The sequence below is a fragment of the Flavobacterium arundinis genome (assembly GCF_038289855.1).
In the GTDB taxonomy this organism is placed as follows: Bacteria; Bacteroidota; Bacteroidia; order Flavobacteriales; family Flavobacteriaceae; genus Flavobacterium; species Flavobacterium arundinis.
The window spans coordinates 37565-55853 of record NZ_JBBYHR010000004.1 but is presented as its reverse complement, the minus strand read 5'-3'; the positions used below and the strand labels follow the sequence as shown (position 1 = coordinate 55853).

The window sequence follows — 18289 nt, the reverse complement described above, 5'->3', positions numbered from 1 at the left end:
ATTTAATGCCCACACGTTCCGTCGCTAAAGCCAGGCTGTTTTTAAGGCACCAACTAAGCCGTCTCGAAGCTTTGCTTTTTTTGCTGAAAGGCCTCCTTTCGGAAAGGCATTTTATATACCTGTCGTGTGTATTGGTCGCCGTTTCTACAGCTTTTGCCGTGATAATACTGAAAAGCTTCGCACACAACGTATTCTTGTTTGCTACCTATGTAAATGGTTACCTGAAACTTCCTTATATCAACAGTATATTGCCCATTGTGGGTATATTGCTCACAGTACTGGTCATAAAAAAAATACTGGACAATAAAATCGAAAAGGGAAGCTCCCGCATACTATATGCAGTTGCAAAAAAGGGCGGCATTATGCCGCGAAAGCAAATGTATGCACAGATAATAACGAGCTCACTTACGGTTGGCCTTGGGGGTTCTGCGGGGCTTGAGTCACCTATAACTATCACCGGGGCGGCATTCGGATCCAATTTTGCCAAAAAATACAAACTCTCCCAAAAAGACAGGATATTGTTGCTGGCCTGTGGTGTTGCGGCCGGTATTGGAGCGGCTTTTAATGCGCCGATCGCAGGAGTTTTATTCGCCATAGAAGTAGTATTGACGGATGTTACCATAACGGCGTTTATCCCAATTATCATTTCAGCAGCATCCGGAGCGCTTATCTCTACGATAATGCTGAATGAAGAGGTATTGCTATCCTTTAAGCAACAACAGGTTTTCAATTACCATAATATCCCTTACTATATTCTTTTGGGAATATTAGCCGGTTTTGTATCGTTATACCATGCACGTACCTTCCAAAAGATCGAAGCACATTTTGGCCGGCTGAAAATATCGGGATACCGCAAAGCCCTGTATGGCGCAATACCACTTGCCCTACTGATCTTTTTGTTCCCCACACTCTTTGGGGAGGGATATGAAACGATAAAGACACTTTCCAACGCCAGCCCCGAGATCCTTCTGGACAATACCCTGCTGGAAGAATTTAAAAACAATGGCTGGGTACTGCTACTTTTTGCAGGTATAACAATGCTGCTAAAAGCTTATGCAACAGGCCTTACATTGGCAAGCGGTGGTAATGGCGGTAACTTTGCACCTTCCCTTTTTGTCGGTTCTTACCTTGGTTTTTTTGTCGGCAAATTTTTAAGCCTTATCGGAATCGATAATATCCCTATAGGTAACTTCACAATCGTAGGTATGGCGGGAATACTTAGCGGGCTTTTCCACGCACCATTAACGGCCATATTCCTTATTGGCGAAATAACAGGCGGCTATAACCTTATGGTGCCGCTGATGATTGTATCCTCTATCAGTTTTGCGGTATCGAAGCAATTTGAGAAACACTCTATGGATGTAAAGCACCTGGCGGCCAAAGGGCAGGTTTTCACTACCGATAAAGACAAGAATATCCTTTCCGGCATTGACATACTCGAAGTTATAGATACTGAAATGAAGACATTACAGCCAACGCAAAAGCCGGAAGACCTGATCGGGCTGCTTTCAACTACAACACAGTCTGTCTTTGCTGTCATAAACGAAAAGAACAGGCTGCAGGGCATTATTGACTTTAACAAGAGCAGACATATTGTATTTAATCCCTTCCAGATAAAATACTCTACATTAGAAGAAATGATGACGGCTCCCAAAGAAGTAGTATTGCTTGACGATTCGATGGAAATGATTATGGATAAGTTTGAAGCCACACATTCCGACTACCTTCCTGTATTAAAAAACGACAGGTATTTTGGTTTTATATATAAAAACAAAGTGCTTGAAGCCTATCGTGCTAAACTTAAAGAGATGATCATAGAATAATTTACTATGTAGGTTATTTAAACCGATCAAAGCGTAACATGATGGGAATAAAAAAAGCCACACTTGCGTATAGCTTTTGTGAGGTCAGGGATAATAGTAAAACACCTTGTAGCTGTTTTGGTCCTATTTGTATGCTTAACAAAACTTAATTTCTGATATGAAGTAATACATTATCAGGCTATTAAAATAAAAATTTTAATCCTTTAATAAAAAATAATTACATGGTTGGCACCTGTAGTACAGGAACTTAATTTTTAATAATCCTAATTGCTTCATCCAATAAATAATCTGTGGTATTTAAAAGATTTTCAGGCGTTAAGGGCATGTATTTATCAATTCGTACGCCTTTGCGCTGGGCATTGGTTCCATTGGTGTAAAAAATAGCATTTCCCGTGAAATTCATCTTATAGCCTCCCGGGAGCATGAACATTTTTTCATCACCATCCGCACCGGCCGACTGTTCTCCTATGGTTATACTTTGTGGAAAAACATTTTGCAGGTTCATTACGTTCCATTCACTCATGCTTAACGTTTCAGGATTTACAATGATGACTACCTTTCCGTTATAGGAACCACCATCAGCTTTAATGTCAGGATGGTTGTAGGTCTCGTAGCTATCATTAAGTATGAAGGTACCAATTTCTTTTTTATTGATCTCAAAATAATTGGCAAAGCGATTGGGGTACCTGCCAAAATTCTTAAATAAGGTAAACACAAAACCACCCCAGTCGGGATAATTGCGCATATCCAGGATAATCCCCTTCTGGCGGGCTGCTATGCCCAGTAAGCTATCCATTGTACTATAAGCCTTATCATCAGATACCGTCTCTATAAAGCGGAAGGTCTCCCCTATCTTAAAATACGCAATATCGCCAGGGAGTATATCAAGGTTCCTGTCAGTCCGCTTATCAGGTGATGCATTGTTAATATAGTCCGAAAGCCGCGTTATATTTGCGGCATCTCTGTTGTGGATAAATTCGACAACCTTATTACTTTCAGCGCCATTTCGCTTAACAGCAAGCTGAAAAACTTTGTTGTCCGACTGCCATACAAGGTTTTTAAGATAATCTGAACAATAATTCCGTAAGGTTGGCCGGTTTGATACTGATACCCAACTCGCCGTCCTGTTCACTAAAGCAGTAACAGGCTCACCATTAACCTTTAAAATAGCATCACCAACATTGATATCCGCTTTCGCGCAATAGTCAGGGAGGATAATTTCCGTTACAATGATCCTGTCATCAAACACCGCATATTTAAAGGGAGGAAAGAAGCTGTTCTTAAAAATTTGGTCTCTGAATTTTACCTGTTTTATGAATTTGAAAGCGTGTGTGTCGTCAAAAGAAGCTACCAGTTCCAGCAAAATAGCCTCGTGCTCCTCACGGGTCTTGCAGGCAGCTGCTAAAGGTAGTTTTTCCTTTAACAGGCTGTCAAAATTTTTATCCATCAGGTACTTGTGCGGAAACAGGTAATCCACCGCTCCCTGTGTCTTAGCCAGCGTTAGCATACGGTATTTATATGGGATATTTTCCGTTGCAGCAAAGGGATATTCGGGCTCGTTTGGAATCTCGCTACTAAAGCGAATATCAGGAATGTAGTGATGAATGCTGTCGGTGTAACGGCGCTCAAAAATAGTGGTCAGCCTTTTTTTATTATCTCTATTGAAGAGCCTGCCTGATGTAAACCATTTATTATCCCTGTTTTTGGTAAGCAAATTTGCAGTGCTTTTCAGAGCTTTTTTACTTTCTGCCTCAGGAAGTTTATCTAAAAAAGAACGTACAAAAGCATTGAATTCTTCTGTTGTTTTAATTTGATCAACTGCACCAATATTCTGCAGGAATAAAGTGTCTGCATTAATCCTGCCACCCGCCACAGATGGATGGTAATATTTTACATAGTTCCAGACCTTAAAAAAATGCATCTGACATTCTACCTGCGTAATGTTCTGCGCAGTGACTAACGAGGTCGTGGTAATTAAAACTAGCAGGGCAATTAATTTTTTCATAATTGATGATTGTAAAAACAAAACTAAAATTTTAATCTAAAGTTTAATGGACTGAAAAGTTAAAGTTATAAAAGCGCGCTGAAAGGCATAAATAGTCCTGATAGCATATTGAATGTTTATCAGACTATACTGAATTACTTCGATAACAAGAGTACTAGTGCGTCAGCAGAATCGTTCAATGCAAAGATAAAAGCTTCAGGAGTAAATTTATAGGTGAGATGTGTAGCGTTTATGCTTTTTAGGCTAACTAAATTTATATGCATAAATTTATCAATCCTAAAGGTTTTTTAATTGATCCATTTCTTTCCACACTTTTCTGAATGCAAAAAGCCGAAACTTGCGTTTCGGCTTTTCTTGTGGGCGATGAGGGATTCGAACCCCCGACCCTCTCGGTGTAAACGAGATGCTCTGAACCAACTGAGCTAATCGCCCCAACATGTTTTGCAATCTTGTTCCGTATTGCGAGTGCAAATATACGCTTAGTATTTGTATTTGCAAGGATTTCAGAAAAATTTTTACTGTTTTTTTACATCCTGCAAAACGGCTCTGTCGCTAAAATTCACTACTTCTAATACAATAGGCTCATCTTTAATGGTTTTCCCTTCTATAACATATAGCTTGCCTCCACCCGGATTGGGCTTGTTGCTTTTGGAAAAATCCACATCGCCATATTCCAGGCTGCGTTTGATATCATCCATGGTCACCCATTTCTCTTTAAGTGTTGCCTCGGCCTGTTTTGATATCTGGATACCTTTCTTACGGATATCTTTCAGCACCCTGCAATTAGGCATGTAGCAAAATTCAGTGCGCTTTTCGGCGAATATGAAATACAGGAATACCCCACCTATAAGAAAGCCCAAAAGATAATATGCCAGCCTGTGTACGAATTTCATTTGTGTGTTTTATTACAATAATTAAAAGCTTAATCCTTTAGTTTCCTGCGTTTCCTTTCGGCGCTTATCAGGTTCAGCTCACGGCTGGTTTGCCCTGCTACCGAGGTATTCTCCTCTGCCCTCCTAATGAGGTAGGGCATCACGTCGCGCACCGGCCCGAACGGCAGGTATTTCGCAACATTATAACCATGAGCAGCAAGATTAAAACTGATATTGTCGCTCATGCCGTACAACTGCCCAAACCATACCCTTTGGTCATTTTTGGCAATATTATTTTGTTGCATAAGGCCCATTAGCATATACGAACTCTCCTCATTGTGGGTACCGGCAAATATCGCCATTTTATCAAGATGCTCCACCATATATTGTATAGCATCATCATAATTAATATCCGTCGCCTCTTTAGAAAGGCATATCGGCGAAAGGTAACCCATCTCTTCGGCACGCTTATTTTCTTTTTCCATATAGGCGCCACGCACAATTTTCATCCCGATATAAAAGCCTTCCTCCTGCGCTTGTGCATGCAGTTTTTTCAGGTAATCAAGCCTGTCATGGCGGTACATCTGCAATGTATTAAAAACAATAGCTTTCTCTTTATTGTATTTGCGCATCATGTCGGCTACCAAATCATCGGCAGCATCCTGCATCCAGCTTTCTTCGGCGTCTATCAGCAGCGCCACATCATTCGCGTGTGCGGTTTTGCAAACTATTTCAAAGCGCTCCAGCACCCGCTTCCACTCATCGGCTTCTTCTACAGTAAAAGTTTTGCCTTCGCCTAATTTCTCATACAATTCAAACCTGCCGAATCCCGTTGGCTTAAATACAGCGAATGGTATAGCTTCCTTTTCTTTGGCAAATTCGATGGTCTTTAATGTCTTTTCGAGTGCTTTATCAAATTCCGATTCATCTTCCTTTGCTTCCACAGAATAATCAAGCACAGATGATACGCCTTTGGTAAACATCTTGTCCACCACCGGAAGGCAATCTTCTTCGGTAGTGCCTCCGCAAAAATGGTCGAAAACAGTGGCTCGTATAAGCCCTTCAACAGGCAGGTGCAGGTTCAGTGCAAAATTAGTGACCGCTGTACCTATCCGTACCAATGGCTGGGAAGCTATCATTTTAAAAAGAAAATAAGCCCTGTCCAGTTCCGTATCACTTTTCAGAGCGAAAGCATCGGCCGTATTGTTGAAGATCTTTTCCATTGTTTAAAAAATTTGTGCAAATATAAATACTGTGCAATAATTAATGGTATAAAATACTTTATTTTGCTTTTTCTTTAAAAGATAACCATGCAGGCAATAAAAACCACAGGATATACCATTTACTTTAATGAAGACTGCTATGGCTACCTGCAGGACCTACTCGCAAGCGAAAACTATTCCGGCATATTTATACTGGCCGATACCAATACCTCACAGTATTGCCTGCCCAATTTCCTGGCACAGGTAGCGACAGAACTACCAATTGAAATAATAGAGATTGAAGCCGGCGAAGTGAATAAGTCGATAGAAACCTGTATAGAGGTATGGCATGCATTAACGGACCTGGGTGCCGACAGGAAGGGTATAATTATTAACCTTGGCGGTGGCGTGGTGACCGATCTGGGGGGCTTTGCAGCATCGACATTTAAAAGGGGCATGGATTTCATTAATGTACCTACAACGCTCCTGGCTATGGTTGATGCATCGGTTGGTGGAAAAACGGGTGTCGATCTTGGGGTGGTCAAGAACCAGGTGGGTATTATCAATAATCCTATTGCGGTTCTCATAGATACCCAATTTCTTGAAACATTGCCACAGCCGGAAATGCGCTCAGGATTGGCTGAAATGCTGAAACATGGACTTATAGCTGATGAAAAGTACTGGAATAATTTTTCCGACCTGACCGGCCTGACTACCGACGACCTGGGCGCACTCATCCATTGGTCGGTAGAGATAAAAAATACTATTGTAGCGCAGGACCCGAATGAGAAAGGGATACGTAAGGTGTTGAATTTCGGGCATACTATGGGGCACGCGATAGAATCCCAATTTCTGAACAGCGCTACTCCCCTCCTTCACGGCGAAGCAGTTGCTATTGGCATGGTACTCGAAAGTTATTTTTCGATGGCGAAAGGATTTATAAGTAAAGAAGAATATGAAGTTATAAAATCGGCTATAATTTCCATTTTTGGCACGACCGATTTTACTTCAAACGACATAGAAAGCATCATAGCCCTACTGGTACATGATAAAAAAAATGAGCGTGGTAAGGTACAGTTCGTACTACTGGAAGGCATCGGAAAAGCCGTGATAAATCAGGAAGTAGAAAACATATTGATAATCAATGCTTTCCATGACTTTCAAAAGTAACAATTTTTTAAGAGATTTGTTTTTAAATACGAACTATTATTTTTTACATTTGCCGGGATGAAAATAAACAAAAACATGTTTTCCCTCATCGGGAGTATCAGCAAATACACGGCTTTGGCAAACATTGGCAAGGTAACGTTTTCGTTGAGGAATATACCCGGAGGAGAGGCTTTTCACAGTGTTTCTAATTGCCAGGAAAAACTTCAGATTATATATGCCAACATAAGGGTTTGAAAAGAGGCCACATTTTAGGATTTTTCTTATTTTTATAATCTTTTTTACCCTTTAACAAACATGAACACTAAATATTTCGACCTGATCAACCAGACATTTTATTTTCCTCAGGAAGAATTTACGCTTAACAAAGACACACTTCAGTTCCATAATATAGACCTGATGAAACTGGTGGAGCAGTATGGCACACCACTGAAGTTCACCTATTTGCCACAAATTTCCAATAACATCCGCAAAGCTAAAACGTGGTTTAGGAATGCGATGGAAAAGAACAAATACGACGGCAAATACTATTATTGCTATTGCACGAAAAGCTCTCACTTTGAATACATAATGGATGAGGCTTTTAAAAATAATATCCATATTGAGACCTCGTCAGCTTTCGACATAAACATTGTTGAAAAGCTGCTGGAAAACGGAAAAATAAACAAAAACACTTATGTTATCTGCAACGGTTTCAAGAGGGATCAATATATACAAAATATTGCGAGGCTTATAAACAATGGCCATAACAGGACCATGCCGATCATTGATAATTATGAAGAGCTTGACCTGCTTCAGGAGCAGATACCCGGAAAATTCAAAATAGGAATCCGTATTGCTGCTGAGGAAGAACCTAAATTCGAGTTTTATACCTCGCGTTTGGGTATTGGGTACAAAAACATATTGCCTTTCTACCGTAAGCAGATCCACGAAAACAAGAAAGTAGAGCTAAAGATGCTCCATTTCTTTATCAATACAGGAATAAGGGATACGTCGTACTACTGGAACGAGCTTGTAAAATGTCTTAAGGTATACGTTAGCCTGAAAAAAGAATGCCCTACACTGGACAGCCTCAACATTGGTGGCGGGTTCCCTATCAAGAACTCACTAGCATTCGAATACGACTACCAGTACATGATCGATGAGATCATCAACCAGATAAAAATCGCGTGCGACGATGCTGAAGTAGATGTACCGAATATCTTTACCGAATTTGGATCGTTTACCGTTGGTGAAAGCGCCGGAGCTATATACCAAGTGTTGTACCAAAAGCAGCAGAACGACAGGGAAAAATGGAACATGATCGATTCGTCGTTCATTACTACGCTTCCGGATACATGGGCTATCAACAAGCGTTTCATTATGCTTGCGGTAAATCGGTGGAACGACCAGTATGAAAGGGTTTTATTAGGCGGAATGACATGCGACAGCGACGATTATTACAACTCCGAGCAAAATATGAACGCTATTTACCTGCCAAAATACAACAAGGAAAAGCCTTTGTACATTGGCTTCTTCAACACCGGGGCGTACCAGGAAACCATAGGCGGTTACGGAGGACTACACCACTGCCTGATACCGCAGCCGAAACACATCCTTATTGACCGCGATGAGAACGGCATATTGGCTACAGAAGTGTTCTCTGAACAGCAGCAGGCTGAAGAAATACTGAATATCCTGGGCTACGACAGGAAAGAGAAGAAATAAGATACTTGAATTTAGATAAAAAACAACGATGAACAAAGGACCTATTAGCCAATTTATTGAAAAGTACTACCTGCATTTTAATGCTGCCGCCCTGGTGGATGCCGCAAAAGGGTATGAGAAGCAGTTGCAGGACGGTGCCCAAATGATGGTGACACTTGCCGGAGCTATGAGTACGGCTGAACTCGGAAAGATATTTGCTGAAATGATCCGCCGTGATAAGGTTCAGATCATTTCATGTACGGGCGCCAATCTTGAAGAGGATATTATGAACCTTGTGGCACACTCCCATTACGAGAGGGTTCCTAACTACAGGGACCTTACGCCGCAACAGGAATGGGACCTGCTCGAAAGAGGCCTTAACCGCGTTACCGATACATGTATCCCGGAGCATGAAGCTTTCCGCCGCCTGCAAAAACATATTTACAAAATATGGAAAGATGCAGACGATAAGGGCGAGCGCTATTTCCCGCATGAGTTTATGTACAAAATGCTGCTATCGGGAGTTCTTGAAGAATATTATGAGATCGACCTTAAAGACAGCTGGATGTATGCCGCTGCAGAGAAGAACCTTCCGATAATTGTACCGGGATGGGAAGACAGTACCATGGGTAATATCTTTGCTTCTTATGTCATTAAAGGTGAATTGAAAGCTTCTACCATGAAATCGGGTATTGAATACATGACGTTCCTTGCTGACTGGTATACAAAAAACAGCAGTAATGGAGTTGGCTTCTTCCAGATTGGTGGCGGTATCGCAGGGGATTTCCCTATCTGTGTGGTGCCAATGCTTTACCAGGATATGGAAATGCATGATGTGCCTTTCTGGAGCTATTTCTGCCAGATATCTGATTCTACGACAAGTTACGGATCCTATTCGGGCGCCGTACCAAACGAAAAAATCACTTGGGGAAAACTTGACATCAATACACCAAAATTTATTATCGAATCTGATGCAACCATCGTTGCACCGCTTATATTTGCTTACTTGTTAGATTTATAATACAGCTTTATGAAAAGAGTTATAGTTGACTACGCTAAATTAACTAATGAAATTTTGACCCTGCTGGTCGAAAAATTCCCCGAAGGATATGATGATTCTAACATCGTCCGTTTTAAGAATGCCCGAAACGAAACTATTGAGGCTGTCGAAGTAAGAACGGAGGATACGATATACCTCGTGAAAGTGAGCACGAAGCTTGCCGACAGGATAGAGAATTTTGACGACGATGATATCGACGAGCCGGCAGATGACCTGGACGCATTGAAAGACCTGGAAGTTGGCGATGATGAAGCCGATGAAAAGGAAGAAACTACGGATACGGATGACGATACTGATGCTGACGACGACGACGATGAGGACGAAGATGGCCTGCCAAGGCGTAACCGCAATGTCGGACTTGACGAGATCGAAGAAGACGAGGATGACGATGAGGATTAATCCAATCTGAGAATATATTAAAGAACTCTTAACAGGGTTCTTTTTTTATTTTATATAAAGTACTTTTATAAAAACACTTCTTTATGAAAAACACAATAGCACTTTTAGCATCCGGATTGCTTATGGCAGTTTCGTGCCAGAAAAAAGAAGATAAAACAGAAACCACTGTTGTAGAAGATACCACCGTTGAGCAAACAGCTCCTGAAGCAGTAGCGGAAAAACAATGCTACCTGAAAGTCATGGCTAAGGATAGCATCATCGTTGAAGTGGAACGTAATGGCGACAGCATTCATGGCATTTATCACTGGAAACCTTTCGAAAAAGATAAAAAGATAAGCACCTACAAAGGTATCCTTAACGGGAATACGGCTAATGTGGTAGCATCATCCCAGCAAGAGGGAATGAATTACAAGGAAGAGATTGTTTTTATAGTTACCGGTAAAAACCTTGAAGTGAAATTCGGCGAAATGGTTGAAGGAAAAGATGGTATCTGGAAGTATAAGGATATGAATGCTACTTCAAAAGAAGTGCTTGATAAAGTTGATTGTAAGTAACGCGTCTATAAAAGAAAGGGAAAGCGGATGACGCGGATTAGGCTGATCCCCGCGGATTTTCTCCCGTGTCGGTCATTGCGAGGAGGAACGACGAAGCAATCTTTCCATATCACATATAATGAAAGATTGCCGCGCTACGTAAACTCCGCTCGCAATAACCGGCGGTAGTGAAAACTGAGACTGCGACCTCCCTTTGCAGGCAGGCAGGCTGAAAACTACAAATACCTTTCCTTAAATATTTTTATATGATGGTTTTGATGACCGACTAACAAGAAACCAAGCGCCCTCACCGATACTGTATAGCCTGAAGCCGTGCCTTTTCGTATAAGGTCTTCTGCCGTAAATGATTTGAACATCATGATATTGGCATGGCGCACGGCGCTCATTTCGGTCAGCAGGTCATTGATGCTCCTTTTGGCGGCATCGGTATTGGCCGCATAGCTGTTCTCATCGAACCCAGGCAACGGTGTGGTGTCATTGCGCGAAAAACGCAGCGCACGGTAGGCAAATATCCTTTCCGAATCAATAATATGCTGGAGGATATCTTTTATCGTCCATTTGCCCTCGGCATAACGATAATCATACTTATCCATTGGGATTTCACGGACAAAATGGATAAGGTTATGTACACTAATTTCAAGTTCTTCAGTTAATGTATATTCTTCATTGACTAAATGAATGTAGGCTTCCTGGTAGGGTGCATATTCATCAGGGGAAATATCGGTTATTTTCATTAAATTAAAATTGGTTAAAGGCAAAACTACGAAAATGCCTTATTTCGACTGTGCTCCAAGTAACATTTTCGTAGTTTCTCCTGTAAATCGTTAAGCAGAGTTCCTGCTGGCATTGATATTCCCAAAAAGGGAGCGAGTCACTATTTTTTCATACACTTCGAGCATACCCTCATCGCTGTTGCCACTTTTTATCTGCCTTATCCTGTTGAGTGCATATTGCTGAATAGTAAGCAGCGGCACTACAATATGTTCCCGCATTTTTATCGAAGCCCTGCCGTCAGGATAGTTTTCCATGAGTACTTCATAGCCGGATATTTTGAGGAGCAGGCGTTTAGTTTCTAAAAATTCATTATAAATGATTTCCCAGAATTCACCAAATTCTTTGTCCTCTTTCATGTAGGCTGTTAATGGAAAGAACGATTTGGTAAGCGACATCATGCTGTTCTCCAAAAGCGTCCTGAAAAACAGCGACGTATCATAAAGCGCCTGCACCTTCTCCCACTCTCCTTTTTGCTCATATTGGCCAAGAGCATATCCCACCCCAAAAAAGCCGGGTACATTTTGCTTCAGCTGGCTCCAAGACCCTACAAATGGTATCGCCCGCAGGTCGGCAAATACGATCCCTTCGGATTTGCTCCTTTTCGAAGGGCGGCTGCCTATATTGGTTTTGGCATAGTAGTTCAGCGTACTCATCTGGTCAAGGTACGGCAGGAATTTAGGATGCTTCTTAAAAGTTGTATATTTTTCATAGCCAAGGCGGGCGAGGTCATCAACGGTTTCTTTCTGCGCGTCGGTAAACTGTTTTTTATCTTTATCAAAAACACCGTTGGTTATACCGGCGCTCAAAAGGTTCTCAAGATTAAAGCGGCACGAATCCAGCGTACCGAAATTAGAGCTTATTGTCTGCCCCTGTATGGTTATCTGAATCTCGTTATTTTCGATGCTGGCGCCCTGGGAGGCATAATATTTATGCGTCTTGCCTCCTCCCCTTGCCGGCGGTCCGCCACGCCCGTCGAAAAACACGACTTTAATATCGTGCTCCCGCGCCATAAGCGTCAGGTTTTCTTTCGCCTTATAGATACTCCAGTTAGCCATCAGGTAACCGCCGTCCTTGGTACCGTCAGAAAAACCGAGCATTATTGTTTGCCTGTTGCCCCTTCGTTTCAGGTGGGCGGCGTATAAGTCATTCTCATATAATAATCTCATTACCGAATCAGCGTCTTTAAGATCATCTACGGTTTCGAAAAGCGGTACGATATCTATTGGGGGCTCTTCCCAGCCCAAAAGACGGAACATGGTTAAAAGCTCCAGCACGTTCAGGGCGCTTTCATTGTTGCTTATAATATAGCGGTTGGCTCCCTGCTCGCCATTCTTTTCCTGTATCGTCTTTATAAGAAGTATAGATTCCAGTGTACTGCGTGTATCGTCTTTAAAATCTTCAGGCTTAACGGCAGCTTTCAATCCTTCCAGTGTTTTTATTTTTTCAGCTTCATCAAATGATTCGTAACCTGAAAGCTGTTTATTCTCTTTTGAAAGGAATGTTATTATCTCTTCAAATACTGCATCATGTATCTTACTGTTCTGCCGGATATCCAGCGAAGCGAAATGAAACCCGAAAAGGTTCACCTTATTAATAAGCCCGTCTATTTCATCAGAATAGAGCGACTGATGGTTATTGACTACCAGATCCCTTATATCTGCCAGTGCAACGCTCAATTCTTCCAATGTAATGTAGATTTCACCTTTCGAATAGAAAACTGACCTGTATAACTTTTGCTCAATGTCGGTAATTTTTTCCTCAACACCTGCAAACGTCAGCTTTCTTTTCAGTTGCCGTATATCGTTATAATAGCATTTCAGTATCGAGCAACGAAGCCTGTCGGCAACTTTTAATGTAATTTCGGTAGTTACAAAAGGGTTGCCGTCACGGTCGCCTCCCGGCCAGAAGCCAAAAGACAGCACCGGATGCCTGAGCGCTCCCCCTTTATATATCGTTTCCTGGACAAAAGCTACGATATCGCCGGCAGCCTTGTAAAATACATTTTCCAAATACCATAAAAGGCTAACCGCTTCATCATACGGGGTAGGCTTTTCTTTTTTAATAAAAGGAGTCTTGCCCAGTTGCGACAGCAGCAGCTTTACTTCGGCAAGGCTGTTCCTTTTTATAGCCGAGGTCAGGTCGGTAATAATACCGAGTACTGAGCCGGGATAAAATTGCGTAGGGTGTGCCGTTAGTACTGCACGAACCTGGAAATCTTCAAGAAACTCCCGTAGTTCATCCATTTGCCCACGGTTCTCGGCCTTTTCGCGGCTGTCCCTTATCGATCCATTGCCTTCAAGGTTGTTAAGGCTTGTAAAGGCAGCATCCTCGATAGCATCAAAAAGCACGATTTGCCGCTCGACATATTGTATGAAACGGAACATGAGGCTGATTTTTTCTTCCTCGGTGGCATCTTGCAAATACTTACCGGTAAATTCGTCGAAAATCTGCTCAGGGCTTTTATGGTTTTCATAGCCCTCATCACAGATTTCTGAAAACAGGGGCAGTAATACGCCGGTATTATCGATGGACTGAAAAGGCAGTGTTATAAAGATGCTGTTGAATAGCTGGTATTTGAGCTGTACTTCTTCGTTAAAGCGCTCTATTCGCGTGGAGGGATACATACAGTATTTTTTTGTTGAATTTAATAAAAAACCCCCATGCAAAAAAACATGGGGGTTATAAAGTTTTTATAAAAAATCTTACAGATCTTTAAATATTGTATGCATAAGGCGTTTCTTGTCGTTGATGCTTTCTTCAAGGGAGATCATCGTTTCTGTCCTGTATACACCTTCGATATCATCTATCATAAAGATAACCTCTTTGGCGTGTTTGGTGTCTTTCGCCCTTATTTTACAGAAGATATTGAATTTTCCGGTTGTAACATGCGCCACGGTAACAAAAGGTATTTCATTTATCCTTTCAAGGACAAATTTAGTCTGCGACGTGTTATGGAGGAACACACCTACATAAGCTATAAAAGAATAGCCCAGTTTTTCATAATCCAGCGTAAGGGATGATCCCATGATGATTCCGGCATCTTCCATCTTTTTAACCCTTACGTGAACTGTTCCTGCAGAGATCAGTAGCTTTTTTGCAATGTCAGTAAATGGTACCCTGGTGTTGTCAATCAGCATATCTAATATTTGGTGATCAACTTCATCTAAACGAAACTTGCTCATAAATGTATATTTTAGTTGGTTAAGGTTGTCGGGCACAGCCCATCAAATTAATAATAACTTACATTTATAAGAAAACAGCTGCTTAAACCTCCTGTCCATTAACAAATTTCCTACCCTTACCGATAGAAAAATCTGCTTTTTCTCCAATTTTTGGCATTTTGCTTTGGTCCTGAGCACAAAATTCTGCGCCGTTGCAGTCAAATTCTGCGTGCCCGTGCAAACCAGTCAAATTGCCTATTTCGCTAATAATAGCTTGAAAAATTACAGAATTATCAAATAGCACTTCCCTATATTGTGATGCAAAATTCGTGATTTTTTCTTTATTTTCATAATTTATTTTGACTTTTTTATAGATGATATCATAAAAAACAATCTTATTTTGAGGAATATTGAAATAATCTACGCTTTTGTTAACAACTATAACGTTTTCGTAAATCGCACGAAATCCTGATAAAAATGCAAAAAAGATAAACTTACGCGTTATTTCCCTTTCATAATCACCCTCATAATGACCGGCCTCAAATAGTATTGTAGGCACTCCAAGAGATTGGAACATATCGCCAATACAGTTTATATTGAACGAGTCATCAAAACGCCCCACCTGACCCGGAATATAGTGTTGCAATGTTTCATTCATAGCAACAATGACGTTTACAGCTTTTAAGCGCGCTTCATTCAGGTCCCTTGCCTCATCATAAGAAGGAGCCAAAAAAGACACGGTAGCAGGCTGAGGGCCTTCGCCAACGCCGAAAATCGTACGCTGATCATGCATATTATAACAGTAGTCGGGCTTGAACTCCTCAAAACATCTTCGCAATATCCTGCTTTCGGGCTGAGAGAGATTGACCGAATCGCGGTTTAGGTCGACAGCATTTGCATTTACGCGCGTATAGGCTTCAGCTCCATCGGGATTTACTATTGGAAGTATAAAAAAGGTGAAATTGTCTTTAAGGGTTTTAGAAAAATCATCATCGCTTTTAAGAAATGACAGAAAGTCGAAAACAGCTTTAGTAGTGGTCGATTCATTCCCGTGCATTTGCGACCATATAAAAATACTCGTTTTTCCCGTCCCCGCGATCACGCTGTAAACAGGTTTTCCCAATACTGATTTTCCCTGTTCGCCAATCTCAAAAACACTTTTGTAACCTTCAAGTATTGGTTCAATATGGTTATTGGTAATGTAACGACCGTACAGGGTTGTTTCTTTATATGTACTAAAGAATGACTCCAGATTCATGATATATAGTTTGATTACAAAAGTAAACATCTTACATTTTACAAATGTAAACAGTATAAATTCAAGTATTGTTTACATTTGTAACACAGTGAATTAACTTTTATGGTATTTATATATCAGCTGTATTGATAATCTATATATAAATATGCAATTCAATGATTTAAGTAAATTCATTTAAACTTTAAGTTTAAATTTTTTAAATATTCTCAAAGGTAATGTTGTAGTTATTAATGAATTGTTTACATTTGTAATACGTTAAATATATTACAATGGTAAACACAGATGATTTCTTAAAACGTCTTGAGGTAATCCTTGATTACTACTCTCTTTCTGCGTCGGTATTTGCCGATAAAGTTGGCGTACAACGTTCAGGCCTCTCCCATTTATTGTCGGGAAGAAATAAACCGAGCCTGGATTTTATAATGAAAATCACCGAGAATTTCCCGGACGTTGACCTATATTGGTTACTGAATGGAACCGGTACATTTCCGAAAGAAACTGGAGGACCTGCAATAGCGTCCCCTGCTCCATCTGCACCGGCTCAGCCCGTTTCACCCGCAACGCCAGGCCCTGATAATGAAAAAAGGGAAGCGGCCGTGACTGACCTTTTCTCGCAGGCAGAGATACCTTTGCCTCTGTCGACAATAGCACCGGAAGGCGAACAGGAAATTAAAACAGCTGAAAAACGACCGGAAAGAGAGAAGAAAATAGAAAGGGTGCTGCTGTTTTATTCTGATGGTACGTTTAAAGAATATACCCCTGAAAATTAAAAAACCCCGACTGCCTTATAAAAAGCGAGCCGGGGCCATTAACCAATAAAACAAACACAAATTTTCTTTACAAATAAACCCTTCTAACAGGTATTTCTTTAAGCTGATCTTATTGACTAATTTGTATCTTCAAATCTGTATTGTAAATTTACAACGGGCATTTGTTAAAAACCCACAAGGAAAGGTTAAACTGTTCTTAACCTTTTAGGTATTCTCTTTATGGAATCCTGTGACTCCGATATAGTTGCTTTGTAAAACAGCAAAATCAGTTTCCTTGTTACCTGTAAGTAAATACGAAGGCGCTAATGTCACGGTTTTAGTACTATAATCAAAAGCTACCGCAATCACAGGGACCTCTGCTTTCAGGGCAATGTAATAAAAACCAGTCTTCCACTGCTCCACTTTCTTCCTCGTGCCTTCAGGTGCAATAGCAAGCCGGAATACTTCCCTTTCCTTAAAAATAGCAGCTATCGCATCAACCTTGTTTTCATTTTTTTGCCTGTCGAGCGGCGCCCCGCCCATCCAACGGAAATAGCCCCCGAATGGAAACCGGAACAGTTCTTTCTTCGCTACGAAATGCATTTCCAGGCCAATAGCCCCACGCGCAAATACACCTATAATAAAATCCATCCAACTGGTATGCGGCGCTACAATAATAACAGACTTTTTAAGGTCGCTGTCCATCGAGCCTTTTATATGCCAGCCCATTAGCCTGAAAAAGATAAACCGGTATATTTTTTTCATGTGATCTTTAAAAACAGGGTGTAAAAATACTATATATTTACGAATTGAAATCTATCAAATGTTTAGACGACTACTTAGTTTTTTCATTCCGATTAACATTTACAAAAGGCATTCTGCGACCAGCCAGAAACTTGAAGTCACCTGGAATAATGGCCAGTTGGTGCTTGATTCAAAAAATACCAACTATTCCTATGGCAGCCTGCAACGTATCCTTCGGAAGGGCTTAAATTACATCGGGTTCGAAAGAATACGGGGCTTTGAGAAGGTGCTCGTGCTTGGGGTTGCTGCAGGAAGCGTTATAAAAACACTTGCGGATGAGATAAAATTCAAAGGCAAAATAACCGGTGTGGAAATAGACCCGGCGGCTATTGAGATCGCCAATACCTACTTCGGTCTTGACAAAATAGCCAATTGCGAAATCGTGATCGATGATGCTTTTGAGTTCGTTCTGAAGACAAAAGAAAGATACGACCTAATCATTATTGATATCTTTAAGGACACCGAAATGCCTAACTTTTTGTTTGAGGACTTTTGGATAAACCGTATCAATTTTTTACTTAAGGTAAATGGCTTCATTCTATTCAATACCATGACATTGACCAATGAGAATAAAGAACGAAACTTACATTACAAGTCACGATTTTCAGATGAATATTCGGTACGGATGTATCCAAAAGTAGAGGACCATAATGAGCTTTTTACGATAAAGAAACTGAAGTGATATTGCAACAGGCATGACATGGATATTAGTGGCTATTGCACAGATGAATTACATATGAGTGAAGCTGCTCCCTCTCCTTTGGAGAGGGTTGGG

The 18289-nt window shown here is 41.0% G+C and carries 16 protein-coding genes and 1 tRNA gene; 8 read left to right on the top strand and 9 right to left on the bottom strand.

Annotated features, from left to right (window positions below):
- The first annotated feature begins 5 nt into the window (after positions 1 to 5).
- A complete protein-coding gene (locus tag AAEO56_RS08390) occupies positions 6 to 1823 on the top strand; it encodes a chloride channel protein (RefSeq protein WP_341696591.1) in 1818 nt (605 codons plus the stop codon).
- Positions 1824 to 2070: 247 nt separating this feature from the next.
- Here AAEO56_RS08390 and AAEO56_RS08385 read toward each other — a convergent pair whose 3' ends face one another.
- The 4 genes from AAEO56_RS08385 to AAEO56_RS08365 all read right to left on the bottom strand — a co-directional run bounded on the left by AAEO56_RS08385 (position 2071) and on the right by AAEO56_RS08365 (position 5923).
- Positions 2071 to 3828, bottom strand: a complete 1758-nt coding sequence (locus tag AAEO56_RS08385) for a S41 family peptidase (protein WP_341696590.1) — start codon at positions 3826 to 3828, stop codon at positions 2071 to 2073.
- 357 nt (positions 3829 to 4185) lie between these two features.
- Positions 4186 to 4260 (bottom strand) — tRNA-Val (locus tag AAEO56_RS08375).
- An 83-nt stretch (positions 4261 to 4343) separates the two neighbouring features.
- Positions 4344 to 4721: a DUF4258 domain-containing protein gene (locus tag AAEO56_RS08370; protein WP_341696588.1), complete on the bottom strand. Its 378-nt coding sequence runs from the start codon at positions 4719 to 4721 to the stop codon at positions 4344 to 4346.
- Between the two features lie 29 nt (positions 4722 to 4750).
- Positions 4751 to 5923: a proline dehydrogenase family protein gene (locus tag AAEO56_RS08365; RefSeq protein ID WP_341696587.1), complete on the bottom strand. Its 1173-nt coding sequence runs from the start codon at positions 5921 to 5923 to the stop codon at positions 4751 to 4753.
- Between the two features lie 87 nt (positions 5924 to 6010).
- Here AAEO56_RS08365 and aroB point away from each other — a divergent pair, with 87 nt between their 5' ends.
- The 5 genes from aroB to AAEO56_RS08340 all read left to right on the top strand — a co-directional run bounded on the left by aroB (position 6011) and on the right by AAEO56_RS08340 (position 10768).
- Positions 6011 to 7072, top strand: coding sequence for a 3-dehydroquinate synthase (gene aroB, locus AAEO56_RS08360; protein WP_341696586.1), 1062 nt, complete (start codon positions 6011 to 6013; stop codon positions 7070 to 7072).
- A gap of 294 nt (positions 7073 to 7366) precedes the next feature.
- Positions 7367 to 8776 (top strand): arginine decarboxylase, encoded by a 1410-nt coding sequence (locus AAEO56_RS08355; RefSeq protein WP_341696585.1) that lies wholly within the window; start codon positions 7367 to 7369, stop codon positions 8774 to 8776.
- Positions 8777 to 8804: 28 nt separating this feature from the next.
- On the top strand, positions 8805 to 9776 hold the full coding sequence (locus AAEO56_RS08350) for a deoxyhypusine synthase family protein (protein WP_341696584.1): 972 nt from the start codon (positions 8805 to 8807) through the stop codon (positions 9774 to 9776).
- Between the two features lie 9 nt (positions 9777 to 9785).
- Positions 9786 to 10214, top strand: a complete 429-nt coding sequence (locus AAEO56_RS08345; protein ID WP_341696583.1) for a DNA primase — start codon at positions 9786 to 9788, stop codon at positions 10212 to 10214.
- An 83-nt stretch (positions 10215 to 10297) separates the two neighbouring features.
- A complete protein-coding gene (locus AAEO56_RS08340) occupies positions 10298 to 10768 on the top strand; it encodes a hypothetical protein (protein ID WP_341696582.1) in 471 nt (156 codons plus the stop codon).
- A gap of 215 nt (positions 10769 to 10983) precedes the next feature.
- Here AAEO56_RS08340 and AAEO56_RS08335 read toward each other — a convergent pair whose 3' ends face one another.
- From AAEO56_RS08335 to AAEO56_RS08320, 4 genes are all read right to left on the bottom strand, one after another.
- Positions 10984 to 11502, bottom strand: coding sequence for a DinB family protein (locus AAEO56_RS08335; protein WP_341696581.1), 519 nt, complete (start codon positions 11500 to 11502; stop codon positions 10984 to 10986).
- Positions 11503 to 11592: 90 nt separating this feature from the next.
- The gene (locus AAEO56_RS08330; protein WP_341696580.1) at positions 11593 to 14166 is read right to left on the bottom strand and encodes a phosphoenolpyruvate carboxylase; all 2574 of its coding nucleotides are present in this window, start codon (positions 14164 to 14166) and stop codon (positions 11593 to 11595) included.
- A gap of 78 nt (positions 14167 to 14244) precedes the next feature.
- On the bottom strand, positions 14245 to 14724 hold the full coding sequence (locus tag AAEO56_RS08325) for an Lrp/AsnC family transcriptional regulator (RefSeq protein WP_026300077.1): 480 nt from the start codon (positions 14722 to 14724) through the stop codon (positions 14245 to 14247).
- A gap of 82 nt (positions 14725 to 14806) precedes the next feature.
- A complete protein-coding gene (locus tag AAEO56_RS08320) occupies positions 14807 to 15961 on the bottom strand; it encodes a M14 family metallopeptidase (RefSeq protein WP_341696579.1) in 1155 nt (384 codons plus the stop codon).
- Between the two features lie 269 nt (positions 15962 to 16230).
- Between AAEO56_RS08320 and AAEO56_RS08315 the strand changes: the two genes are divergently transcribed.
- The gene (locus tag AAEO56_RS08315) at positions 16231 to 16731 is read left to right on the top strand and encodes a helix-turn-helix domain-containing protein (protein WP_341696578.1); all 501 of its coding nucleotides are present in this window, start codon (positions 16231 to 16233) and stop codon (positions 16729 to 16731) included.
- A gap of 204 nt (positions 16732 to 16935) precedes the next feature.
- On the opposite strand, the gene AAEO56_RS08310 is transcribed toward AAEO56_RS08315, so the two are convergent.
- Positions 16936 to 17475, bottom strand: a complete 540-nt coding sequence (locus tag AAEO56_RS08310; RefSeq protein WP_341696577.1) for a 1-acyl-sn-glycerol-3-phosphate acyltransferase — start codon at positions 17473 to 17475, stop codon at positions 16936 to 16938.
- Positions 17476 to 17533: 58 nt separating this feature from the next.
- Between AAEO56_RS08310 and AAEO56_RS08305 the strand changes: the two genes are divergently transcribed.
- The gene (locus AAEO56_RS08305; RefSeq protein WP_341696576.1) at positions 17534 to 18196 is read left to right on the top strand and encodes a spermidine synthase; all 663 of its coding nucleotides are present in this window, start codon (positions 17534 to 17536) and stop codon (positions 18194 to 18196) included.
- Positions 18197 to 18289 lie beyond the last annotated feature (93 nt).